This window comes from Streptomyces sp. R41 (assembly GCF_041053055.1).
Classification (GTDB): Bacteria; Actinomycetota; Actinomycetes; order Streptomycetales; family Streptomycetaceae; genus Streptomyces.
Map to the genome: position 1 here is coordinate 1,168,302 of NZ_CP163443.1, position 24,703 is coordinate 1,193,004.

Sequence of the window (24,703 nt, forward strand, 5' to 3'; positions counted from 1 at the left end):
CGAAGTGCCGCGACGGCGCCTGCTCATCAGGCGGGCGCCGGGGATCGCCTTCTGCCCGGAGCCAGGGGGCCCAGTGCGAGCCGTGTGACGCGCGACCAGTCGGCCGCGGGTCGGCTCGGCGGTGCTCCCGGGCGGTCGCGCGGCACGCGGACCCGCAGTGCCCCGGGGGCGATCCGGCACACCACAGGTGCCGGCAGCATCACGTGTTCCCCGTCTATGCCGGCCGGGACGGTGTCCGTGTCCGCTTCGACGACCACCTCGTGAGCGGTGAGCCGCAGGAGGCCCGCGGAACGGGCGCCGCGCACCATCCGCGCCGCCTGCGCGGCGTTCTCGACCCGCACGCACAGCACGCCGAGCAGTCCGGAGTCCAACCGCTCCCTACGCCCGGGGTGGGTCGAGTCGACGGCGCGCAGATAGGGATTGTTGCTGACGAGCAGCGCCTGCAGCCCGTCGGCGCGCGTCGCGTCGGCCCGCATCCGCAGCCTGGGCGCGTCGGGGCCGGTGAGAAGTCCCGGCAGCGCCTGCAGGGTCGTATGCACTTTCGCGTCGCGGTAGGCGGGGTCGCCGACAACAGCCGCGTAGGTTCCGAAGGAGGCGTTGTTGACGAACACCCGGTCGGCGGCGAACCCGAGGTCGACGCGGAGTTCGATGCCGTCGGCAAGGGCGTCCAGACCCGTCGTCGGATCGTCGCGGTCGAGGCCGAGGTCGAGGGCGAAGTGGTTGCGGGTGCCGGCGGGAATCACCAGGAAGGGCAGGTCGTGCCGCGCCGCCACCTCGGCCACCAGGGCCTGGGTACCGTCTCCGCCCGCCACCGCCAGCAGATCGGCTCCCTCGGCCACGGCCTGCCGGGCGAGTTCGGTCACGTCCTGCCCTTCGGTACCGAGCAGAACGACACGGGCGCCCGCCGCCCGCGCCTTGTCGACCAGGTGGAAACGTCCCACCTTGCCGCCGCCGGAGCGCGGATTCATCAGGATCCAGGGATGGTGGGGTGCCTCGGCGGGCTCACGCTCGTGTGCCGAAGGGATGTGTCCCGGCGCCACGGCGAACCGCGCCGCCGCCATGGCCAGCACCCACAGGGCCAGGGAGAAGAGGGCCGGCCCGAGCATGCCGTAGGCGGCGTACAGCGCCAGGACCGTGACCGGTGCGGTCAGGGACAGGACCACTCCCGCCACCCGCACCACACCGGTGTGGGCCAGAGTCCACCACACCCCGACGGCGGCGAGGGCCAGTCCGGCGATGCCGACCAGCGCCCAGAGCACGCTCCGCAGACCGGCTGCGACGAGCGCCACCAGCACGCTGGTCAGCAGGGCGAGCAGTGCCAGCCGCGCCCACCCGGGGCGGCCCTCACCGCCGCCTGCCGCGGGGTGGCCTGCTGGCCCGCTCGCCTCCGTGCGGTGTCGTCCCACGTGGCGCCCTCCCGCGGTTGCGGCTCGTGCGGTTCCCGCCGCCGGTTCACGGCGAGCGCGGGAACGGGCCGGAGGACCCTTCCTCCCGGGCCACGCACAGGGCCCAGATGACGAACCCGGAGAAAGCGATCATCACGATCGACCAGACCGGGGAGTACGGCAGGGAGAGGAAGTTGGCGATGATGATGAATCCGGCGATGACCACCCCGGCCACGCGCGCCCACATCGCCGTCTGGAAGAGTCCGAGACTGACGATCACGGCGACGGCGCCCAGAACAAGGTGGACCCAGCCCCAGCCGGTGAGGTCGAACGCGAAGACGTAGTTGCGTGTCGTGACGAAGACGTCGTCCTGAGCGATCGCCATGATGCCTCTGAGGAGGTCGAGTACGCCTGCGATCATGAGCATGACGGCTGCGAATGCTGTCAGACCTTCGGCCCAGTGTCGCTTGGCCGGGTGTGCGTGCGTGGTGTGAGTCGTCATCGTGCTGCCTCGTTTCGGTCTCGTGCGGTGCTGTCAGCCACTGGAGCTGGAGGAGCCGGCGCCCGAGCGTTGCGACGGGCCGGAGCCGCTCAGGACCAGTTCCTTCGCCCTGCGGAACTCCTCGTCCGTGATGTCGCCGCGGGCGCGGATTTCGGACAGCTTGGCGAGTTCGTCGGCGCTACTGCGGCCCTCGCCGCCCTTTGCGGTCTCCCGGACGTAGCTTTCGAAGGCCGCCTGCTGCTCCCGCGCCTGCGCCACCTCCCGCTGGCCCATGTTCTTGCCACGGGCGATCACGTAGACCAGGACGCCCAGGAAGGGCACGACGATGACGAACAGCAGCCAGCCGGCCTTGGCCCAACCGCTCAGCTTGTCGTCCCGGAAGATGTCGACGATGACCCGGAAGAGCAGGATGAACCACATGATCCACAGGAAGAACCACAGCATGGACCAGAAGACGCTCAGCAGCGGATAGTCGTACGCGAGGTACATCTGCGCGCTCATGTCTCTCCTCCGTCCCGGGCCTCGGCCCGGCAGCCGTTCTGTGCCGTCTTCAGCGTGCCCACGGCACGGACCGGGCGGCCTCACCCGAGACGGGTGAGCGGGTTTCCCGACCATGGCTCACGGCTGGTGCTCGTCCTGGCCCTGACCGTGTCGGCCGTCGTCGCCGTCACAGATCCCACGCCGACATCGAGCGGAGCGCCTCAGGCCGTCTCGCCGCTTCCGTGCGGCCCCGCGACGCCGGACCTGCGGAGTGCGGCGCGCCATGCGAACGCGACCGCCACCTCGACCAGGCCGAGCAGGACGAGCCACAGACCGAGCAGCCGGGTCAGCGCCCGGGCCGACTCGGTGGGCAGGGCCAGTACCACGATCCCCGCGAGGACGGCGATCACCGCGGCACCGATGACGAAGCCGCGGTGGGGCAGGTCCTTGGCAGCGATGGCTCCGTAGAGGGTGAGGATGCCGGACACCAGCCAGACGATCCCGACGATCAGCGAGAGCGCGGCGATGGTCTGCAACGGGTTCCGCAGACACAGCACCCCGGCCAGGACGAACAGCACCGCGAGGAGCAGCCCGGGCAGCCGTTCGCCGAGCTCGTCCCGGCCGAAGGCCGCGACGAACCGGAACGCCCCCATCACGAGCAGGTACAGGCCGATGAGGACCGCGAGGACGTGCAGGGTCTCGTCCGGCCAGACCAGTACCAGGATGCCCGGCACGAGCGTGGCGACCGCCGAACCCAGGATCCACGTCCACGAGCGCCCGAGTTCCGCCAGCACGTCCGCGGGGTCGCCGGCCGGCTCGGCCGCCCCGTCGGGCATGTGTTCCGGTCCGGTACGCGGTTCCGGACCACGCGACACGGTCATGGCTCCTCCTCGCGCGATCGAGCGGATCGCTCCCGGACCGCCGACGGGGCGGTGTGTGGGGATCTCACCGGGCCAGCGTCCCGCCCGTCGCCGGTCACCGGGTCACCCCAGGCGGGTGATCCGTGCGCACAGCCGGGGCGATGAGGTGGGTGCCGAAAGAGATGCGACGGCGTACGGCGGTAGGGACGAAGAGACACGATATGAACGATCCAGTGGCTCCCCGGACGGGGCCCGCCCGGTTCGGGCGGGCGACGAATCGCCGACGACCCGGCCCGGGACTCCGGGCGAGGGCCGTGCCCGTCGCGCGAGCCGTGTTCGTCACGGCGGCCCTCGTCACCGCGTACTACCTGCTGCCCTTGGACGGAGGCAGCACGGGTGCCACTGCGGCCCTGTTCGCGTTCGGTCTGCTGGGGGTCGTCGTGGTCTTCTCCTGGGAGGTACGGGCCATCGCGCGCTCGCCCCATCCCCGTCTGAAGGCCGTCGAGGCCCTGAGCGCCACGCTGGCGTTGTATCTGGTGCTCTTCGCGAGCGCCTACTACCTGCTGGAGCATTCCGCCCCGGGCTCCTTCAGCGAACCGCTGACCAGGACGGACGCCCTGTACTTCACGCTGACCACGTTCACCACCGTCGGGTTCGGCGACATCACCGCCCTTTCCCAGACGGGGCGGGTGGTGACGATGCTTCAGATGACCGGCGGACTGCTGCTCGTGGGCGTCGCCGCACGGGTGCTCGCAGGTGCGATCCGGGCGGGGCTGCGCCGCCAGGGCCGTGATTCTCCGCCGGAGTAAAGGATCGTCGGTACGGGACGGCGGTCCAGGAGGTTTCCACGGCCACACCGGACACCTGCGGGACTTCGAGGCGTTGGGCGCCGCCACCCGCTCCGGCAGGATCCACGCCGAGAACCCCCGAGGGCCCCCGCACGGACGGACGCGTCACTCCGACTCCGGCAGCTGGCGCATCTCGAGGACCCGTAGACCCAGCGACTGACAGCGGGCCAGCAGCCCGTACAGATGCGCCTCGTCGACGACGGAACCGAACAGGATGGTCTGTCCGGACATCACCACGTGGTCCAGCTCCGGGAAGGCACTGGTCAGCGTCTCCGACATGTGTCCTTCGACGCGGATCTCGTAGCGCATGAGCTGCTCTCCCCCGGGTGTCCTGGGACCGGCGGGCTGCACCCCTTCCCTGCGATCCTCCGCCGCGGCACACCGCCCGGCCTCACCCCGTAGAGGTGATACATCGCCCGGCACGCGCTCCACCTGCGTCAATGCTTCAGGAAGAGCTTGAACGAGATGATCAGCAGACCGAGCAGCAAATTCACCGAGGCGGCGACGGCCACCAGGCGCCACGAGGCACCGGCCCGCCGTGCCGCGGCCGCCGACCAGCCCACCTGGCCTGCCACGGCAACCGTGAGCGCCAGCCAGAGAGCGCCCGGTACGTCGAGACCCAGGAGAGGGCTGACGGCCACGGCCACGGCCGGCGGGATGGCGGCGTTGACGATCGGCCACTCGTCGCGGCACACATGCAGCACGGTCCGGCGATCGAGGTTCTGCGCCGCCAGGCGCGCCCCGAACAGCTGGGCGTGCACATGGGCGATCCAGAACACCACGCCGGTGAGCAACAGCAGCAGCACCAGCTCCAGGCGCGGGAAGGCACCCAGCGTGCCGGCGCCGACGACCACCGAGGCGGCGAGCATGGATCCGTAGACGCCACCGGTGTAGTCGGCATGGGTCCGCCGCTCGCCCGTGCGCGCTCGGGCCGGGACGTGCTCGGTCTCGGACATCGCGGCCTCCCTCGAAGTCAGCGGCGCGAGCCGATCGCGTCGGCCGACGCGCCGGGTTGCTTGGGACCGCTGGCACGGGTCGGCAGATGCGGCGTGACCAGGAAGCCGGCCAGCGTGATTCCCCCGGTGGCGAGGATTGCCGCCTTCAGGCCGTCGAGCTGCGCCGACGCGTACGAGTCTGTAAGGGCGTCGGCCTCGGACGGCGGCAGCCCGGCTTGTTCGGCCGCCGAGCGCACCTGCTCGGTCGGCACGAAGGTGATCCCGGCTTCGAGGGCGACACCGGTCTGCTGGCGGGTTTCCTCCGACAGCCTCGGGTGGTCCTCCACCTGCGTGGTGAAGGCGTGGGCCAGGGCGCCGATGAGTATCGATCCGATGAGCGCGGTGCCCAGCGCGGAGCCCAGGTTCTGGGCGGTGAACTGCAGCCCGCCGACCTCGCTGCGTTCCTCCTCGCCCACGCTGGACTGCACGACGTTGCCCAGCTGCGAGGCGAGCAGGCCCATGCCCACACCGAGCAGGGCCATGGCTCCGGCGAACTGCGCGTCGTCGATGACCGGGTCGATGGTGGCCAGCAGCCACACGATGGCGGCGGCCAGCGTCGCCAGCGCCAGTCGGACCACCCGGCGCGGTCCGGCCACCCGCCCCAGCCGGGCGGCGATCATGGAGGCCGCGAGCATGGTGACGGACACCGGGAGCAGCCGCAGCCCCGTCTGGAAGGCGTCGAAACCCTGAACCACCTGCAAGTACAGCGGGATGGTGAAGAACAGTCCCAGCAGGATGAGGTTCTGGCTCAGCAGTGACATCAGGCCGGATCGCAGCGCCGGCTTGTGCAGCAGGGGCAGATGCACCAGGGGCTCGGCACCGCGGGCCTCCCGCCGCCGCTCCCAGTGCACGAAGAGGGCCAGCACGGCCACCCCGGCGCCGACGACGAACAGCGTCGGCGCGAAGCCCAGGACGGTGAAGGGCGGGTTGCGGGGCTGCACCCATCCCCAGGAGCTGCTCTGCAGCACGCCGAGCACGCCCAGGGCCAGCCCGGCCGCCGATAGCGCGGCGCCGACTCCGTCCAGCCGGGGGCGCGGACCGGTCCGGGGGGATTCCGTGATCACCCGGTGGAAGCACAGCACGGCGATGACGACCACGACCTCACCGGCGAACACCAGCCGCCAGGTGAGGTACGTCGTCACCCAGCCGCCCAGCAGCGGGCCGACCGCGATTCCGGCCCCGGCGAGTCCGCCGATGACGCCGTAGGCGACGGCCCGGTCCGGTCCGCGGTAGGACTCGGCCACGAGGGCCGCCATGGCCGGCAGCACCATCGCGGCACCGAGTCCTTCGATGACCGACCAGCCCAGCGTGAGGACCCACAGGGTGGGAGCCGCGGCGGTCAGGGCCGACCCGGTGCCGTAGACGACGAGGCCGAGGAGAAAGAGACGACGTCGTCCGAAGATGTCTCCGAACCTGCCACCGATGATCATGAACGCCGCCATGACCAGCGCGTACAGCGTGATGACGGCCTGGATGGCGGTGACCTCGGTGTCGAAGTCCTCGACCAGTTGGCTGATGGACACGTTCATGACGGATGTGTCGAGGACCATCAGGAACTGGGCGGTGCCCAGCACGATAAGCGCCCGCCAGTGCGTCACGGTGTCCACCTCGCCGAGTCGGCCCGGGACGCCGGCGGAGTCGGCCGGGCAGCGACGGGCACCTGCCCTGCCGCCACCCCCATCGCATCCGAAGTACTCACCCGGCGCCTCACCCACCACGGGCGAGCCGGACGAGCCGCCGCGGCCCGTCATGGACCCGACCCTCATGGCCCGTACCCGTCCTTGGCGGCCCTTCACGATCGCGGTGACAGCAGCCGCAGCTCGCGCGCGCGCCGCACCGCGTCGTGGCGCCGGTTCACCGCCAGCTTTCGGTACACGCTCTTGAGGTGCGTCTTGACCGTGTTCACCGACACATACAGATCGGCGGCGATCTCTTCCGTCGACATCATCTGAGCCAGTCGCTCCAGCACATCGCGCTCGCGTCCGCTCAGCTCCTCCACGACGGGCGCCGGTGGCTGGTCGCCGGGCCGAGGCAGCCCACCGTGTGACGGCGTTCCCGGTGTGAGCCAGCCCGCGGCCAGCTCTCGCAGGGGCACCATGCCCAGCAGAGGCCGGATCCACGGTCCGGCTTCGAGGAAGGGGCGCCGCAGCCGCTCGCGCCGTGCCTCATGGAGAGCCTGGGCGACGAGCCTGCGCGAGGTGGCGGAGTCCCCCGCCCCGTCCGCGGCCTGCGCCCTCACCAGCGAGGCCCGGACGGTCACCGCGGGGCCGGTGCGGCCCTCGGGACGCACTCTGTCGAGCAGGTCGATCGCCTCGACGGGCCTGCCCGCGGCGAGCTGGGCCCGTGCTGCCCCCACGACACACGCCGGCTGGTCGTCGGGCACCGCCTGCAGCAGCTCCGCTGCCGTCTCCGGCCGGCCTTCGGCCAGGTGCGCGGCGGCGGCCACCAGCGCCGTTTGCCCCTCCGCCCAGGGGGAGACCACGTCGGCGGCGACGGCCGGTTCCGCCGCTTCTAGCGCGGCGTGCGTGTCGCCGCGGGCCAAAAGCAGACGCGCGGTGGCGATGGCCCGCCCCGCTTCCATCACGGGGTCCCGCATCGCGCGGTGCGAGTCGGCCGCCGTGTCGAGGAGGGCCTGGGCCTGCCCCAGTTCGTTGCGGTCGACGGCCACGGCGGCCAGGACCAGCAGCTCGATGCCGGAGCCGGACGTCTGAGGCAGGCCGAACCGCTCCGTCTCCGTCATCGCCGCCAGGGCCTTGCGCTCCGCCCTGCCGAGCCAGCCGTTCAAGTAGTCGATCAGGGCCAGGTGGCCCAGGGACTCCTCGCGCGGGAGCGCCGTCGACGCTCCCTTGGAGCAGCTGGCCGCTGTGGTCAGGGCGGTACGTGCGTCCTCGAATCGCCCGGCCCACAGCCGCGTCGAGCCAAGGTGGGTCAGCAGGAGGGCGCTGAGTTCGGGATGCTCGTCCAGCAGGTGGGTGGGCAGCTCCTCCTGGAGTCTCTCGGCCGCCTCCGCGGCGATCTCCGCTCTTGCGGGCGAACCGGTCAGCCGGGCCGCCAGGGCTTCCAGCAGGGCACAGCTGAGGCGGGCCGCCGCCAGGCCGGACGAGTCGGCCCCCGCCGACGTCTGCTCCTCGGCCAGGCTCTGCTCGGCGTGCCGCAGGTGGCCCAGGCCGCGGTCGAGGTCGCCTCGGGACAGCTCACGGGCCGCGCGGACGAGGTCCGTGGCGGTGCTCGTGGCCTCGGGCCCCATCCGTGAGAACAGACCCGCCAGGTCGTCGCAGCGCAGGCCGGTGAAGAGCTGACCGATGGCGAGGTCGTCCACGAGGGCACCGGCGGTGAACTCCCAGTCGCCGGCGGCCGCACCGTGCCCCAGCGTCTCCGCGAGGGATCCGGAGCGCCGCAGCCATGCCGCGGCCCGCCGGTGGAGTTCGGGCTCAAGGCCGGGAGAGCGCACCTGCAGATGGGCATGGAGGATCTCCCCGAACAGCGGGTGGAGGCGGTACCAGGCGTGCCCGAGGTGCTCGACGAACGCGTTCTCGCGGTGCAACCCGGCCAGGATGGCCCCGGCGTCGGTCCGCTCCGTCAGCGCGTTCGCCAGCTCTGGACAGAAACGCTCGAGAACGCTGACCCGCAGCAGCAGATCCTGCGTCTCGGGGGTCTGCCGCTTGAGGACCTCCGCCAGCAGGAAGTCGGCGACCGTGGTGCGGTCGGCCTCGAACTCCTTCAGATACGTCTCCGGGTCCGGCATCTCCTGTGCTGCCAGGGCGCACAGCCGTAGTCCGGCGGCCCATCCCCGGGTGCGCTCCACGAGCGCGCCCGCGGCGTGCACCGGAAGGCACAGCCCGTGCAACTCCAGCAGCGCGGCCGCTTCCTCGGGGGTGAAGGCCAGCTCCGCGTTCCTGATCTCCGTCATGTCGCCCGCCGCCCGGTAACGGTGCAGCGGCAGCAGCGGTTCCGTGCGGGTGACGAGGATCAGGCGCATGCCCCGTCCCGCGTGGTGCAGGACGAACTCCAGCTGCTCCGCGATCTCCTGGTCGGTCACCCGGTCGTATTCGTCGAGCACCACGATCAGGGGCCGGTCCCGAGCGCTCAGATCGGCGGCGAGCCGTGCCAGCAGCGTGTGGTCCACGCGGCTCGCGTCCGCGGGGAAGCCGACCTCGGCGGGCAGCGGCACACCGGAGGCGCGCAGAGCCTGGAGCAGATACGCCCAGAACATTCCGCACCCCTGCTCCGAGGCCTCGGTGGTGAGCCAGGCGACGGGCCGGTCCCGCCCCGCGGCCCAGTCGGCGACCAGCAGGGTCTTGCCCGCACCCGCGGCTCCGTTGACCATGGTCAACGGGGTCAGCAGAGCCTGGTCGAGGTGCTTGACCAACCGCTCCCGCCGCAGGAACGTCACGGGGCGCTTCGGCACGGCGAACCGCGTGCGCAGAAACGGGTCTCCCTGGGGATCAGCACTCGGCGTGGTCGATTCCGGACCGTTGTCCTGGAGCCCAGTCATGGCGCTCACCACCACTGTTCGTCAGGTCATGGGCAGCGCTCCTGCACTCAGCATCCCAGTGTTCCTTCGTGTACGCGCGCCACAGAGGCCCCAGTGGCCCCGCCCCAAGGGCGCCACGGCGGCCGCCGGACAGCTCACGTGGGTCTGCGGGACAGCGTCGCATGATCGGTGCTCCCTTCCGGCCGGAGCGTCCCGGGCACACGCGCGTCCCGGGCGCCGTATCGCGCCCCGCGTCTGCCACCCTCTTCGCGCCGGACCGCGCCGGGCCTCCCCGCCACGGGTGAGTTCCGGGCGCGCGGCGCCGGGAAACGGGTCCCGCACCCTCGCCATTCCTGCCCCGGCGCTCTGCGGGTGCGATCGCGCCGACCGCGCAGCACGCTGGAAGCACGCCCGGATACGGGGCAGTGGTGCGCAGGACGGAGCTCGGAGGTGGTCGCCTTGGCGCACAGCGATCCCGGCCGGCGAGTGGACGAGACGGCGGCCTCGATGCTGGAGGCGCTGTTCACCCAGTCACCGATCGGGCTGCACCTGCTGGACACCGATCTGCGGGTGGTAAGGGTCAACACCGCCACCCCCGTGATGCGTGGCGTGCCCCTGGACGACATGAAAGGGCGCCCGATCCGCGACGTCTACGACATCGTCGAAGGCTGCAACGTGGAGGCGCTCCTGCGCGAGGTGCTGGAGAGCGGAGTCCCCCTCCTGCAGCGCGTCGTCCGGGCGCGTGGCGAGGGGAACCCCCCGCAGGAACGGCAATTCGAGATCAGCGCGCTGCGCCTGGAGAGTCCGTCCCGCTCTGTGCTCGGATTGGCGGTCACCGCGATCGACGTCACCGAGCGGGAACGGGCCCGCACCCGCACCCAGGTGCTCGACGCCGTGCGCCGACACGTGGGACGCACCCTGGATCCGGCCGTGACCGGCGAGGAACTCGTCCCGACCGTGGTCCCCGCGTTCGCCGATATCGCGATCGTGGAGGTGGTGGAGGCCGTGATCCGCGGCGACGACCCGCCCCCGGCCCCGCTGTCCACGGGCACGCCCCTGATGCGCACCGCGTTCCGCAGCGACCGCGCGCGGCCGCCGCAGGCCCATCCGGTGGGCGACGTCCATCGCCTACCGGCTCCGACCCCTTTCACCCAGGCCATGGCCGACCTGCGTCCGCGCGTGGTCGCGCTCCATCCGACCACCCCTTGGCTGTCCGTCGATCCCCCGCGCGCGCACGCGATCCACGCGTCGGGGGCCCATTCACTCCTCGTGGTTCCCCTGGCACTGCGCGACGCGGCCCTCGGCGTCGTCAGTCTGTACCGCAGCGGACACTCACCCCCCTTCGACGAAGGTGACCGGGAGCTCGCGGTCGAACTGGCCACACACACCGCGTTGTGCATCGACAGCGCGCGGCGCTACACACGGGAGCACACGGTCGCCGCCACCGTGCACCGCCGACTGCTGCCCCGCCGCCCGGAGTCCCACGCATCACTGGAGACCGCCTACCTCTCCGCCACCGGCGCCGATCCCGGCGCCTGGTACGACACCATCGCCCTGTCCAGCGCCCGCACCGCCCTCGTCGTCGGCAAGGTGTCGGGAGGCGGCCTGAGCGCGGCCGCGACCATGGGGCAGCTGCGCACCGCCGTACGCTCCCTGTCGGCCTTCGACCTCGCCCCCGACGAGCTCCTCGCCCGCCTGCACGACACGGCGGGCCAGCTCGCCGCCGAACGGGCGCATCTCCCGCTCGGCGATCCGCTGCGCTGCGAAGCGCTCACCGCCGACTGTGTGTACGCGGTGCACGACCCCCTGACCGGCACGTGCGCGATGGCGGCGGCCGGCAATCTGGCCCCTCTCGTCGCGCAGCCCGACCACACTGTCACCAGCTGCGGCACACCGGCCGGGCCGCGGCTGGGCACGACGGAGGGCGCGCCCTTCGCGTCCGTCGACGTCGAGGTGCCGGACGGCAGCGTCCTGGTGTTCACCAGTGATCCGCTTCTCACCTCGTATCTCGCCGAATCCTCGGGCCCGTTGTCGTCGGCGGCGGACTATCGCGACCGCCCGCTCCAGGACCTCTGCGACGCCGTCGTCTACGCGGTCCCGGCAGGTCTGGGGGCCGCCGATGCCGCGGTGATCGTCACGCGCACCCGGTCCTTTCCCCCCGACCGATTCGCGGCGTGGCCGCTCGATGCCGACCCCGAGGCCGTGGCCGTCGCCCGACGCCGTACCCGCGCCCAGCTCGCCGCGTGGGACGTCGACGACGAGACCGCCTTCAACACCGAGCTCATCGTCAGCGAACTCGTCACCAACGCCGTCAAATACGGAACCCCGCCGCTCGAGCTCCGCCTGATCCATGACCGCACCCTGACCTGCGAGGTGCGGGACGCCGGCTCGGCCGCACCGCACCTGCGCCATGCCGGCACGGTCGACGAGGGCGGACGCGGTCTGTTCATCGCCGCGGAGCTGGCACAGGCGTGGGGCACCCGTTACACGGCTCCGGGCAAGACGATCTGGACCGAGCAGCCGCTGCCCGGCGTCACCGCGCGCGAGGGCTCGTTCTGACCCGCGCCGCGGGCCAGAACGCCTGGACCGCCCGCCTGGCCGTCTCGCCCGTACGGGCGGATGAAACGCGGACATACATCGCTATAGATATCTCTTGCTGACATAGTGCCGCCATGAAGATCACGACCGTCGGCAACCGAGTCACCCGTACGGCAGGGAGCCGCGCCCGTCGAACGACCGGCCGCCGCGCCCTCCGGCCGATGAGCAGCCGCGTGTGCCGACCGGTCGCATCCCATGACGCCCACCGGTTCCGCCGGTGAAGGCGTCGTTCACGAGGTCCCTGAAGGGTCGTCCCCGCCGCACGGCCCTCGCCCTTGCCCTCACCGGTGCCGTCGGGATCACGGGCATCGCCGTCCTCGTCGGCACCCTCCCCCACGGGGGTCACGGCTCCCCCGCACCCGGCCCCTCCGCCGCCTCGTCCGGCGAGGCCCCGTCCCCCGGCGCCCCGGGCATCGGCGATCCGCTCGTGCCCCTCGACGGCAACGGCGGCTACACGGTCCGCCGTTACACACTCGCCTTCGACTGGCGGGCACCCAGGACGCCGTTCGACGCGAGTACCACCATCAGCGCCACCGCCACGCAGGCCCTGTCCCGCTTCGACCTCGACTTCGCGGGCAACACGCTGCACACGGTCACCGTCGACGGCGCACCGGCGACCACCGCACGCCACGGCGACGAGCTCGTCGTCACTCCCGCCAAGCCGATCCCCCACAACAGCACCTTCACCGTGCGGGTCTCCTACACCGCCGACCCGACCCAGCAACGGCACCGCGGCGACGCGATCCAGGACTACGGCTGGGTGCCCACGTCCGACGGCACCGTGCTCTACGCACAGCCCAACGGCGCCAAGATGATCTTCCCGGCGGACGACCATCCGAGCCTGCGGGCGCCGATCACCTTCCGCATCACCACCCCACCCGGCCTCACCGCAGTGGCCAACGGCCGGCTCGTCGAGCGCGTCCGGCGACCCGACGGACGGGTCCAATGGACGTACGACTCCGAGCAGCCGGTCGCGGCGCAGCTGGTCCAGCTGGCGATCGGGAAGTTCGCGTTCGTCGACAGCACCGGCCCGCGCGGGCTGCCTGTCCGGGACGTGGTCCCGGACGGGCTGGTCACCGACACCCAGGAGTACCGCTCGCTCACCCCCGAGCACCTGGCCTGGCTCGAACGGCGGCTCGGCCCGTACCCGTTTCGCCGCTACGGGGTGCTGGTCGGGGACACCGACCTGCCGGTGGCGCTGGAGACGCAGTCACTGTCCGTCGTGCCGAGGGCCGACCTGCTGGGCGACCGGGTCGACGCCGAGCGCAACCTCGTACACGAGCTGACCCACCACTGGACCGGCGACAGCGTCGCCATCCGGCGGTGGTCCGACCTGTGGCTGAGCGAGGGGCACGCCCGCTTCTACGAACGTCTCTACGCCGACACGCACGGCGGCGCAGGCATCGAGTCCGCGATGCGGGCTGCGTACGAGCAGCACGACCAGTGGCGTCACGACGCCGGAGCGCCCGCCGAACCCACCGAGCCGACCCTCTTCAAGCAGATGCGGTACGACGGTTCGGCGCTGGTGCTCTACGCGTTGAGGGAGAAGGTCGGCGAGGAGACCTTCGACAGGATCGAGCGGTCCTGGGTGAGCAAGTACCGAGGCCGGGCCGCCGGCACCCGGGACTTCGTCGCGCTCGCGTCCGAGGTCGCGGGCAGGGACCTGAACCCGTTCCTGACCCCGTGGCTGTACGGGGCGCACACCCCGCCCATGCCGGGGCACCCCGACTGGCAGGTGGACCCGGTCCAGGACTGAGCCGTCACTCCGCCGGAGGCGGGCGAACCGCTCGGTACAGGGGCTTGCGCCGGCTCCCGCCGGAGGGGACGTGCTGCCGCCGACCGGGTGGCCTGTGCCGTGCGGCTGGTCCACCTCGGTGACGCTTGGCGCGACGTGGCGTGAAGGGCACGGAAGCGTACGAGGGGTGGCGTGAAGGGCAACTCCTTTGTCCTGGTTGCGTGTCCTGGTTGCGACGAGCATGGTTGGAGACCCTTGCAATGAGAAAACCTGTCGCCCCCCGTATCCCCCGCGCGACGGTATGCGGGTGCCGCCGGATCGTGTGCGTGACCGCATCGGCGGCGATCCTGGTGCCCCTGCTGCTCGGCCCGCCGGCCTTCGTCGACGTGGCGGCCGACCAACGCCTGCAGAAAGCTTTCACCACCGCCGCGGACGAGTACCACGTACCGCGAAGCGTGCTCATGGGCGTGTCCTACCTGCAGTCGCGCTGGGACTCCCATTCCGGCGCTCCGAGCGTCGTCGGCGGCTACGGGCCGATGCACCTGGTCGACGCCCAGCAGGCCCAGGCCCAGGCGAAGCCGCCTCGCGGCAGTGCCCGGCCGCACGCGGTGGCGGCGGGTCCGCCGGACTCACACGAGGCGAACCCCTCGGGCAGCGGCTTGGAGGAGCCGACGGACCTGCGACAGGCCGCCCGCCTGATCGGGGCCCCTGCCGGGAGACTGCGGACGGACGCCGCCGCCAACGTGCGCGGTGGCGCGGCGCTCCTGGCGGCGGTGCAACGACGGCTCGGCAAGCCGCTCAGCGCCGACCCGGCGGACTGGTGGGAGGCGGTGGCGGAGTTCCCGGGTACGGAGGACGCCGCGTCGGCGGCGACGTACGCGAACGACGTCTTCTCGGTGATCCGCCAAGGCGCGCACCGCACCACCGACGCGGGGCAGCGCCTCACCCTCCCCGCAAGCCCTGGCGTGCGCCCCCGCACCTCCCCGCAGGACGCCGCGCGATCGAAGGACGTCGAGTGCCCGGTGGAGCTGCACTGCTCCTGGCTCAGCGCGCCGTACGTCGAGATCGACGACGGGAACTACGGCAATCACGACCTCGCCGACCGGCCCAGGGACCAGAAGATCGAGTACATCGTCATCCACGACACCGAGGCGCCGCTCGCATCCATGCTCCTGACCGTGCAGGATCCGACGGAGGCGTCCTGGCACTACTCGATCCGCTCCAAGGACGGTCACATCACCCAACACGTCAGGACCAAGGACATGGCCTGGCACTCGGGGAACCAGTTCGTGAACGCCCGCTCGATCGGCATCGAGCACGAGGGATTCCTCAGGCAGCCGCACACCTGGTACTCGGAACAGATGTACCGGGCTTCGGCCCGTCTGGTGCGTTACCTGGCGAAGAAGTACGACATCCCGCTCGACCGGCAGCACATCTTCGGCCACGACAACGTCCCGTCCCCGACCGCCGGCTCCATCCCCGACATGCACGACGACCCCGGCCCCTTCTGGGACTGGCGGCACTACTTCGACCTCCTCGGCGCGCCCCTGCGTGCCACGGCCCGATCGAAGAGCGACATGGTGACCGTGCTGCCGGACTTCGCCACCCACAAGCCGCCGTTCACGGGGTGCACCAAGAGCGGGGTGCCGTGTGCGCCGCACGGCTCCAGCGCCGTCCGCCTGTACACCGAGCCGCACGAGGACGCCCCGCTGATCCAGGACCCGGGCCGGAAACCGGACGGTGAAGACTCCACGGAGGACGTCAACGACCTGGGGTCGCGCGTCTCCGCCGGCCAGACCTTCGCGGTCGCCGATCGCAAGGGCGACTGGACGGCGATCTGGTACCAGGGCAACAAAGCATGGTTCAAGAACCCGAAGAAGCACCCGACCGCCGTCGGTGCGAGCGGCCGGATGGTGACTCCGAAGGACGGCTTGAGCGAGATCCCCGTGTACGGGCGTGCCCTCCCGGAGGAGGACGCCTACCCCGACGAGGTGCCGGAGCAGTCCGAGTCGCCGCTCCCGTACAGCATCCTCGCCGGCCAGCGGTACGTGACACAGGCCCGCCTCGCCGGTTCCTACATCGACAGATCGTCCTTCGGCGACACACCCAACCCGGTGGTGAAGGGCCGGGAGCAGTACTACGAGATCCAGCTCGGCCACCGGCTCGCCTACGTCCGGGCGAGCGATGTGGACGTGGTGAGCTCATCGGCTACCGCAGGCCCGCCGGCAGGACACACGCCGCGCCCTCCTGCGCGGTGACGGGGCATGGTCCAGCGGTGTCGGCCGAGCCGGACCTTGTGCGCCTGCGGCGCGGCTTCCTTCCGGGTCAGGCATATGCCACTCGTATGCAGTAAGACGCGACCGGTGCGCAGCTCATCGACGTCCTGTCGGGCGCGATCGCTGACGAGGAGTGAATCGGGCGGCGAACGCCCGGCGCTGCCGACGTCAGGCGTCCGGCAGCGAGGCCGTCCGGGCGCCGTCGCGAGCTGCTGCCGCGCCAAAGCGATCGAGTTCGAGTGGCAGCCCGACGGTGGACATTGGAGACTTAACACGGTTTTGGAACCCGTCAACACCTCCCGAACTCATGACTTCCGGATAGCTCGCTCCGGACATCAAAAAACGCGAGTACAGGGCGCCGACCGTAGTGGCCGAGTGCGCTCGACAGTTCCTCAAGGAGCTCGCATGGAGGAGAAGTCCGTCGAAGTCCTGACGCCCGGGCCGGATGAATCTGCGATCGACAAGCGCAGCGATACCGGCCCGAAGAACGGCATCGAGAGGGACCTCGCCGAGGTTCTGGCCGACGTCATATCCGTCGAGCGGGTGTCGGTCGACAGCCACTTCTTCGACGACCTCGGCGCCAACTCGTTGGTGATGGCTCAATTCTGTGCACGGGTCAGGAAACGGGCAGACCTCCCCTCGGCGTCGATGAAGGACATCTACCGGCACCCGACGATCCGCAGCCTGGCAACGGGACTCGCGGACGCAGCGCCCGCCCCTGACGAGTCGTCGCCCCCGGCGCCGACCGAGGCGGTGACACCGGCCGGCCCACTGCAGTATGTCCTCTGCGGAACGGTGCAGTTCCTGCTTTTCGTGGGATATTCCTTCCTCGCCGGATTTGTTGCCGACCGAGGCTATGCATGGGTCTCCGCCGGCGTGGATACGATCGACATCTACCTGCGATCGACCGTCTTCGGCGGCATCGGCTTCGTCGGTCTGTGCACCTTCCCGATCGTGGCGAAATGGCTCCTGGTCGGCCGGTGGAAATCGCGCGAGTTCCCGGTCTGGGGTCTGACGTATCTGCGCTTTTGGACCGTCAAGGTGCTGATCCACGCCAACCCGATGATTTTCTTCGTCGGCAATCCCCTGTACGTGCTGTATCTGCGAGCCCTGGGCGCGCGGATCGGCAAGGGGGTCACGATCCTCTCGCGCAACGTTCCGGTCTGCCCCGACCTGCTGACGATCGGCGCCGGCACGGTGATCCGCAAAGACTCGTTCTTCCACTGCTACCGGGCGCACGCCGGCCGTATCCAGACCGGCCGGGTCACCCTGGGCCGGGACGTGTTCATCGGTGAGAAGACCGTGCTCGACATCGACACGTCCATGGGCGACGGGGCGCAACTCGGCCACACCTCCACGCTGTACAGCGGCCAGGCGGTCCCGGACGGCCAGCGCTGGCACGGATCCCCGGCACAGCCCACGGAGCATGACTACCTGAGGATCGGGCCGGCCAAGTGCGGCACACTGCGCCGGGCCGGATTCGGCCTCGTCACCGTGCTTCAGCTGTTCTTCCTGTATGTGCCGCTGACTGTCGGGGGCGCGTACATGCTCTTCAACCTGATTCCGGCGCTGCACAACCGACTGGGCCCGGGCGCGGTGGGGTTCACGTCGCCGGCTCTCTACATCGACGCGCTGATCCTGTCCTTCGTGCTGTTCTTCGGCTTCGTCGTCGTGGGCCTGGCCGTACTGTTCACCGTTCCGCGCCTGCTGAACGTGCTCGTCAAGCCGGACAAGGTCTATCCGCTGTACGGGCTTCATTACTCGACACACCGGGCGATCGGGCGCATGACCAACATAAAGTTCTTCAAATGGCTGTTCGGTGACAGCTCCTACATCGTCCACTACTTGCACGCCCTCGGATACGACTTGTCCCGGGTCGAGCAGACCGGGTCGAACTTCGGCACGGAAGTGCAGCACGAGACCCCGTATCTCGTTTCCGTCGGCAGCGGAACGATGGTCGCCGACGGGCTCTCCATCGTCAACGCCGACTTCTCGAGTACGTCCTTCCGGGTTTCCCGGACCTCGATCGGGCCACGCAACTTCATCGGGAACAACATCGCCTATCCCTCCGGGGCCAGGACGGGCGAAAACTGCCTCCTCGCGACGAAGGTGATGATTCCTCTCGACGGTGAGGTACGCGAAGGGGTGGGCCTGCTCGGCTCACCGTGCTTCGAGATTCCCCGGTCGGTGGAGCGCGACTCCCGCTTCGACCATCTCCGGAACGGCGAAGAGTTTCGCCGCAACCTCGCCGCAAAGAACCGCTACAACATCCGCTCGATGGCCCTCTTCCTGCTCGTGCGGTGGCTCTACTTCTTCGTGATCACGGTGGTCGGCCTCGCGGACGTCGATCTGTACGATTCTTTCGGGCACGTACTGATCGCCGCTTTCCTGGTGTTCAGCCTCGGGTTCACCCCTGTGTACTTCGTACTCGTGGAGCGCGGCATCGCGGCATTCCGTACGCTGCGACCGCAGTTGTGTTCCATCTACGACCCGTACTTCTGGTGGCACGAGCGCCTCTGGAAGGTGCCTGACGAGTACCTCAACGTCTTCAACGGCACCCCTTTCAAGAACGTGATCTGGCGGATGCTGGGTGTTCGGCTCGGCAGCAGGGTCTTCGATGACGGCTGCTATTTGACGGAGCGAACGCTCACCACCATCGGGAGCGACTGCACGCTCAATGCGGGAAGCAAGATCCAGTGCCACTCGCAGGAGGACGGCACCTTCAAGTCCGACCGCAGCACGATCGGCGTCGGCTGCACCCTCGGTGTCGGCGCCCACGTCCACTACGGCGTGACGATGGGCGACGGCGCAGTGCTCGCCCCCGACTCCTTCCTCATGAAAGGCGAGGAGGTTCCGCGGAGCGCTCGATGGGGCGGAAACCCCGCCGTGGAGATGCGAGATGCCCCCCATCGGCCTGCCGCACTCGTACGGACAGACCCGGCGGGACCGTCTCGGTCGACACCCCCAACTGGCTGAAGAACATGACCGACCCGCAGATCAGGCGAGAAAACGGCGACGCCTTAGGCGTCGCCCTGATGGGCGGCCCACAGCGCCGTGGCGACCGTGAGTGGTGGGGGCAAGATCCGATGGGAGTGCACGTGGAAGCCGACCAGGAGTTCTGGCGCGGTGAGCTCGTCGCCGGTGGCTTCACCGCGATACCGCGGTGGACCCTCAATCCGGTGACGGGCGTCGTCGACCACGAGACGACGGTCCCGGAAGACGTCGTAGGACCGTTGCGCCGCCTCACCGAGGACCTGGCGGTGCCGCTCAACTCGGCGCTGCTGGCCGCGCACGCCAAAGTGCTGGCCGCGCTGTCCGGTGAGCGTGAGGTCGTGTCCGGCTACGTCTCCGCAGCGGGCGACCGGCCGTTGCCCTGCCGGCTGACGACCGAACCCGATACATGGCGGGCACTGCTGCTGAACACCCATCAAGTCGAGTCGGAATTGCTGTCGCACAAGGACTTCCCGGTCGACGATCTCCGGCGCGAGATGGGCCTGACCGAACCGCCGTTCGAGACCGTGTTCGACCCGAGCGGCGTCGGGGGCGACCTGGCCGAGGACACCGTGCTGTGGGTCGGGTTCTCCCGTCATGGCGGCCAGCTCGTGCTGCGGCTGCGGTACCGGACGGACGTGCTCGACGCCGACTGCGCTGTCAGGATCGCCGGTTACCACGTCACCGCGCTCGCGCTGATCGCCGCCGATCCGGACGCCGCGCACGGGCAGCAGAGCCTGCTCTGCGCCGAGGAACTCCACTTCCAGCTCGAAGGGCTCGCCGGACCGCGCCGGACCCTGCCGGACCGGCGGGTGCACGAGCTGTTCGAAGAGCGGGTGAGGACACACCCGGACGCCGTCGCGGCCGTACACGGCGAGCGGCAGTGGACGTATCACGAGCTCAACTCCCGGGCCAATCGGCTGGCACGCGCTCTGCTGGCGCGGGGGCTGCGCCGCGAAGGTGTGGTCGCGGTGGTGACCGAGCGCAACCTGGACTGGCTGGCCGCGGTCCTGGCGGTCTTCAAGGCCGGGGGCGTGTACCTGCCCATCGAGCCGCATTTCCCGGCCGGTCGCATCGCCACCACGCTCTCTCGTGCCGAGTGCGCACTCGTGCTCACCGAACACGGCAGCACCGCCACCCTCGACCACGCGCTCGCCTCGCTGCCCGGGATCCGGACCGTCTACATCGACGCAGCCTACGAGGAGGATCATGCCGACGGTGATCTGGGCACCGATGTCGCCCCGGACCAACTCGCCTACATCTACTTCACCTCGGGCTCCACCGGAGAGCCCAAGGGCGCGATGTGCGAGCACGCCGGCATGCTCAACCATCTCTACGCCAAGATCGACGACCTGGAGATCGGCGAGGGACAGGTGGTCGCCCAGACCGCACCCCAGTGCTTCGACATCTCGCTGTGGCAACTGCTGTCCGCGCTCCTGGTAGGGGGGCGGACCCTGCTCGTGGAGCAGGAAGTGATCCTCGATGTCCAGCGGTTCGTCGACAAGATCATTGACGGCCGGGTCGCCGTCCTCCAGGTCGTACCCTCCTACTTGGACGTCATCGTGTCCTGTCTGCAGCAGCACCCCCGCGAGCTGCCGGACCTGCGGTGCGTGTCGGTCACCGGCGAGGCGCTGAAGATGGAGCTCACCCAGCGCTGGTTCGCCGCCCAGCCCGCGATCAAGCTGGTCAACGCCTACGGGCTGACCGAGACCTCGGACGACACCAACCACGAGGTCATGGACCGCGTGCCTGCCGGAGACCGGGTCCTGCTGGGTCCGGCGGTCAACAATGTGCACGTCTACGTCGTCGACGAGCACCTCAACCCGGTGCCGCTCGGCGCCCCCGGTCTGATCGTCTTCTCCGGCGTCTGCGTCGGCCGCGGATACGTCAACGACCCCGAGCGCACCCGGCAGGCCTACCTGCCCGATCCGCACCGTGACGGCGCCCGGCTCTACCGGGGCGGCGACTACGGCCGCTGGACGCCCGAGGGCAAGTTGGAGTTCCTCGGCCGCCGGGACACCCAGGTGAAGATTCGTGGCTTCCGGATCGAGATCGGCGAGATCGAGAACACCTTGCTGCGGGTGCCCGGCGTGCGCGACGGTGCTGTGGTGGTCGCCGAACGGGCCGACCAGAGCCAGCACTTGGTGGCGTTCTACTCCGGCCCACGGCCACTCGAGGTCGACGTCCTGCCGGACCGGCTCGGTGAGTCGCTGCCCGAGTACATGGTCCCGTCGGCCTTCCACTGGCGGGAAAGTCTGCCGCTGACGGCCAACAGCAAGATCGACAGGAAGGCTCTGCGGGCGCTTGCGGGGGAACTCGACGTCGTTCAGGAGGACTTCCGCGCGCCGCATACGCCGACCGAACAGCAGCTGGCGGCCGCATGGGCGAAGGTGCTCGGCATCCCGCAGAGCCAGATCGGACGGCGGGACCACTTCTTCGACCGGGGCGGCACGTCGCTGTCGGCGGTGAAGCTGGCGATCACCCTGGACCGCGCGGTGTCCCTCAAGGACGTCACCGGTCACCCGATCCTTGCCGATCTGGCCGGGCTGGTCGACGGCAGGTCCACACCGCGCTCCGGGCCCGTCGACGGCAGTTCCGAGCGGCGCTCCGGGCTGCTTCAGCCACTGTCGGAATCGGACGGGACGCAGGCCACTGCCCTGGTGTGCTTCCCCTACGCTGGCGGCAACGCGGTGAACTTCCAGCCGATGGCCGGGGCACTGCCGGGCGGCGGGCCGGCGGTCTACGCCGTTGAGCTGCCGGGTCACGACCTGGCCGCCGAGAGCGAGCCGTTCGCGCCGATGACACAGGTGGTCGAGCAGGTCGTCGTCGAGATCATCCGGCGTGGCCTGACCAGGGTCCTGCTGTGGGGCCACTCCTCGGGCACCGCGTTCGCCCTGGAGACGGCCGGAAAGCTGCGCGAGCGCGGAGTGGACGTCCAACGGGTGTTCCTCGGCGCGCAGTTGCTCGGCAACGCCGCCGACCGGCGCGCCGCCATCACGGAACTGACCGGGCGGAGCAACGCCGAGATCGCCGCGAGGCTGAGCGCGGACGGCGGGTACACCGAGCTCGGTGAGCTGGATACGCGGCACGCCGAGCACATCGGTGCCGCCTACCGGCACGACTGCGTGTCCGCACACCGCTATTTCGCCGATGTCCTGGACAGCCCGCCAACGCTGAAGCTGTCCGCGCCGGTCACCGTGGTCGTCGCCGCCGACGACCCGAGCACGACGGAGTACCGGCGCCAGTACCGCGACTGGCAGCTCCTGGCCGACCAGGTCGACCTGCACGAACTCGCCGATGGCGGCCACTACTTCCTGCGCACCCGTCCGGCCGAGGCGGCACAGGCCGTGCTGCGCGCCGCCGAATTGTTCGCTTCCTCCTGAGTGGCAACGGAAAGGAAATCGAGATGTCGTCCCAATCCACGGCGTCGCTGGTCGACGTGGAACTCAAACCCGGCAAACCTCCGCTTCTGCGGGCCGAGGCCACCAGCGGCGCGCCGAGTTGGGCGGCCGAGCACCGGGACGCGCTGCGCGCTGTCGTCGCCGAGCACGGATCGGTCCTGGTCCGCGGCCTCGGGCTGCGCGACGCGGCCGACACCGGCGCCGTCTTCTCGAGGCTGGCCACTGGTCTGATGACCGAGAAGGAGGCCTTCACGCCCCGGCAAACCTACTCCGACGGCGTGTACTCCTCGTCGAAGTGGCCGCCGAACCAGCCGATGTGCATGCACCACGAACTGAGCTACACGCTCGAGTTCCCCGGCCTGATGATGTTCGCCTGTCTCAGCGCGCCCACCGAGGGCGGGGCGACCGCGGTGGCCGACTCGACGACCGTACTTGACGCGCTGCCCGCCGAGTTGACCGAGCGGTTCGAGCGGGAGGGCTGGCTGCTCACCCGCAGCTACAACGACGAGATCGGGGCGTCCATCGCCGAGGCGTTCGGCACCGAGGACCGTGACGCCGTCGAGAGCTACTGCCGCGCCAACGCGATCACGTTCGAGTGGCAGACCGACGGTGGGCTGCGGACCAGGCAGCGCCGCAGCGCCGTGGTGCGTCACCCGGGCACCGGCCGACGCTGCTGGTTCAACCAGATCGCGTTCCTCAACGAATGGACGATGGCCCCCGAGGTGCGCGAGTACCTGGTGGACGTCTACGGCGCCGACGGGCTGCCGTTCAATACTCGCTTCGGCAACGGCGACCCGATCGGCGAGGACGTCGTGCAGCTGCTCAACAGCGTCTACGAGGCCAACACCGCACGCGAGCCGTGGCAGGCCGGCGACCTGATGCTCGTCGACAACGTCCGCACCGCGCACAGCAGGGAGCCCTTCGAGGGACCGCGCGAAGTGGTCGTCGCCCTGGCCGACCCGGTGCATCTGTCCGACTGCTCGCCGACCGTCGAGGTGACCGCACGATGACCACCATCGATTCCACCGCAACCGATTCCGCGATGCCCGCGCCGATGATCGTGCCACCGTTCGCGGTGATCTCCGGTGCCCAGGTCCAGCGCGCGCTGCACGGACGCGAGAAACAGATCGTGGAGTTGGTCGAGGCCACCTACCGGGTGCACGGCGCCGGTGATTCGGTGAACCCGCCGTCGTACTTCCTGCGTTTCCCCGACCGCCCGTCCTCCCGGATCATCGCGCTGCCCGCCTCCATCGGCGGGGACGTACGGGTGGACGGCCTGAAGTGGATCTCCAGCTTCCCGGAGAACGTGAAGGCCGGGATCCCGAGGGCCTCGGCCGTGCTGATCCTCAACGACCATGACACCGGCTACCCGTTCGCCTGTCTGGAAAGCTCGATCATCAGCGCCACCAGGACGGCCGCGTCGGCGGCGTCGGCGGCCGACTGGCTCAGCCGCGGCCGGCCCCGCCCGACGCGTGTCGGGTTCTTCGGAGTGGGCTTGATCGCCCGCTACATCCACACCTTCCTGGCCGGCACCGGCTGGTCCTTCGACGACATCGGCGTGCACGACCTGTCCGCCGACAGCGCGGCAGGCTTCCGGTGCTACCTGGAACAGGCGGGCGCCACCGGCCGGATCACCGTGCACGACAGCGCCGAGCAGTTGATCCGAAACAGCGACCTGGTGGTCTTCGCCACCGTCGCCGGTCAACCGCATGTCAACGACCTCTCCTGGTTCGCGCACAACCCACTGGTGCTGCACGTGTCGCTGCGCGACCTCGCACCGGAGATCCTGCTCTCCTCGACCAACATCGTCGATGACATCGAGCACTGCCTGCAGGCCAACACCTCGCCGCATCTGGCCGAGCAGCTCACCGGCAACCGGGAGTTCCTGCACGGCACGTTGGACGACGTGATGGCCGGGCGGGTGAAGGCGCCGGCGGACCGGCCGGTGGTGTTCTCGCCCTTCGGCCTCGGGGTCCTCGACCTCGCGGTCGGCAAGCACGTCTACGACGAAGTGGTCCGCTGCGGGGAGTTGCACATCGTCGACGACTTCTTCCACGACCTGAGCCGGTACGGATGACCCTGCCGAGAGCCAAGGAGGCTTGTCCAGGGCTGACCCCAGGAGAGATCGCCGGTCAAGTCGCTGCAGGTCAGGACTGAC

The 24,703-nt window shown here is 70.2% G+C and carries 16 protein-coding genes; 8 read left to right on the forward strand and 8 right to left on the reverse strand.

Annotation, left to right across the window (positions count from 1 at the left end; translation table 11 throughout):
- Positions 1 to 26: 26 nt before the first annotated feature.
- From AB5J53_RS05785 to AB5J53_RS05800, 4 genes are all read right to left on the reverse strand, one after another.
- Entirely contained in the window at positions 27 to 1,322 is a 1,296-nt protein-coding gene (locus AB5J53_RS05785; protein ID WP_369252072.1) for a diacylglycerol kinase family protein, read from the reverse strand.
- A 130-nt stretch (positions 1,323 to 1,452) separates the two neighbouring features.
- The gene (locus tag AB5J53_RS05790) at positions 1,453 to 1,887 is read right to left on the reverse strand and encodes a hypothetical protein (protein WP_369244520.1); all 435 of its coding nucleotides are present in this window, start codon (positions 1,885 to 1,887) and stop codon (positions 1,453 to 1,455) included.
- 33 nt (positions 1,888 to 1,920) lie between these two features.
- The gene (locus AB5J53_RS05795; RefSeq protein ID WP_369244521.1) at positions 1,921 to 2,388 is read right to left on the reverse strand and encodes an SHOCT domain-containing protein; all 468 of its coding nucleotides are present in this window, start codon (positions 2,386 to 2,388) and stop codon (positions 1,921 to 1,923) included.
- A gap of 200 nt (positions 2,389 to 2,588) precedes the next feature.
- A complete protein-coding gene (locus AB5J53_RS05800; protein ID WP_369244522.1) occupies positions 2,589 to 3,248 on the reverse strand; it encodes an HdeD family acid-resistance protein in 660 nt (219 codons plus the stop codon).
- A gap of 200 nt (positions 3,249 to 3,448) precedes the next feature.
- On the opposite strand from AB5J53_RS05800, the gene AB5J53_RS05805 reads away from it, so the two are divergent.
- Positions 3,449 to 4,036, forward strand: a complete 588-nt coding sequence (locus tag AB5J53_RS05805) for a potassium channel family protein (protein WP_369244523.1) — start codon at positions 3,449 to 3,451, stop codon at positions 4,034 to 4,036.
- A gap of 144 nt (positions 4,037 to 4,180) precedes the next feature.
- On the opposite strand, the gene AB5J53_RS05810 is transcribed toward AB5J53_RS05805, so the two are convergent.
- From AB5J53_RS05810 to AB5J53_RS05825, 4 genes are all read right to left on the reverse strand, one after another.
- On the reverse strand, positions 4,181 to 4,384 hold the full coding sequence (locus tag AB5J53_RS05810; protein ID WP_369244524.1) for a hypothetical protein: 204 nt from the start codon (positions 4,382 to 4,384) through the stop codon (positions 4,181 to 4,183).
- Between the two features lie 128 nt (positions 4,385 to 4,512).
- On the reverse strand, positions 4,513 to 5,031 hold the full coding sequence (locus AB5J53_RS05815) for a hypothetical protein (protein WP_369244525.1): 519 nt from the start codon (positions 5,029 to 5,031) through the stop codon (positions 4,513 to 4,515).
- 17 nt (positions 5,032 to 5,048) lie between these two features.
- Positions 5,049 to 6,668, reverse strand: a complete 1,620-nt coding sequence (locus AB5J53_RS05820) for an MFS transporter (RefSeq protein ID WP_369252074.1) — start codon at positions 6,666 to 6,668, stop codon at positions 5,049 to 5,051.
- Positions 6,669 to 6,862: 194 nt separating this feature from the next.
- Entirely contained in the window at positions 6,863 to 9,565 is a 2,703-nt protein-coding gene (locus AB5J53_RS05825; RefSeq protein ID WP_369244526.1) for a LuxR C-terminal-related transcriptional regulator, read from the reverse strand.
- 429 nt (positions 9,566 to 9,994) lie between these two features.
- Here AB5J53_RS05825 and AB5J53_RS05830 point away from each other — a divergent pair, with 429 nt between their 5' ends.
- From AB5J53_RS05830 to sbnB, 7 genes are all read left to right on the forward strand, one after another.
- Positions 9,995 to 12,103 (forward strand): SpoIIE family protein phosphatase, encoded by a 2,109-nt coding sequence (locus tag AB5J53_RS05830; RefSeq protein ID WP_369244527.1) that lies wholly within the window; start codon positions 9,995 to 9,997, stop codon positions 12,101 to 12,103.
- A 256-nt stretch (positions 12,104 to 12,359) separates the two neighbouring features.
- Positions 12,360 to 13,898, forward strand: a complete 1,539-nt coding sequence (locus tag AB5J53_RS05835; protein WP_369244528.1) for a M1 family metallopeptidase — start codon at positions 12,360 to 12,362, stop codon at positions 13,896 to 13,898.
- 305 nt (positions 13,899 to 14,203) lie between these two features.
- Positions 14,204 to 16,135 (forward strand): N-acetylmuramoyl-L-alanine amidase, encoded by a 1,932-nt coding sequence (locus tag AB5J53_RS05840; RefSeq protein ID WP_369244529.1) that lies wholly within the window; start codon positions 14,204 to 14,206, stop codon positions 16,133 to 16,135.
- A 423-nt stretch (positions 16,136 to 16,558) separates the two neighbouring features.
- Positions 16,559 to 19,129 carry a Pls/PosA family non-ribosomal peptide synthetase gene (locus AB5J53_RS05845; protein ID WP_369252076.1) on the forward strand — a complete coding sequence of 857 codons (2,571 nt, stop codon included), beginning with the start codon at positions 16,559 to 16,561 and terminating at the stop codon, positions 19,127 to 19,129.
- Between the two features lie 110 nt (positions 19,130 to 19,239).
- Complete coding sequence (locus AB5J53_RS05850; RefSeq protein ID WP_369244530.1) at positions 19,240 to 22,527, forward strand: amino acid adenylation domain-containing protein; 3,288 nt, start codon at positions 19,240 to 19,242, stop codon at positions 22,525 to 22,527.
- 23 nt (positions 22,528 to 22,550) lie between these two features.
- The gene (locus AB5J53_RS05855; RefSeq protein WP_369244531.1) at positions 22,551 to 23,555 is read left to right on the forward strand and encodes a TauD/TfdA family dioxygenase; all 1,005 of its coding nucleotides are present in this window, start codon (positions 22,551 to 22,553) and stop codon (positions 23,553 to 23,555) included.
- Positions 23,552 to 24,622, forward strand: coding sequence for a 2,3-diaminopropionate biosynthesis protein SbnB (gene sbnB / locus AB5J53_RS05860; protein WP_369244532.1), 1,071 nt, complete (start codon positions 23,552 to 23,554; stop codon positions 24,620 to 24,622). Before AB5J53_RS05855 ends, sbnB begins: the two co-directional genes overlap by 4 nt.
- The last annotated feature ends 81 nt before the right edge of the window (positions 24,623 to 24,703 follow it).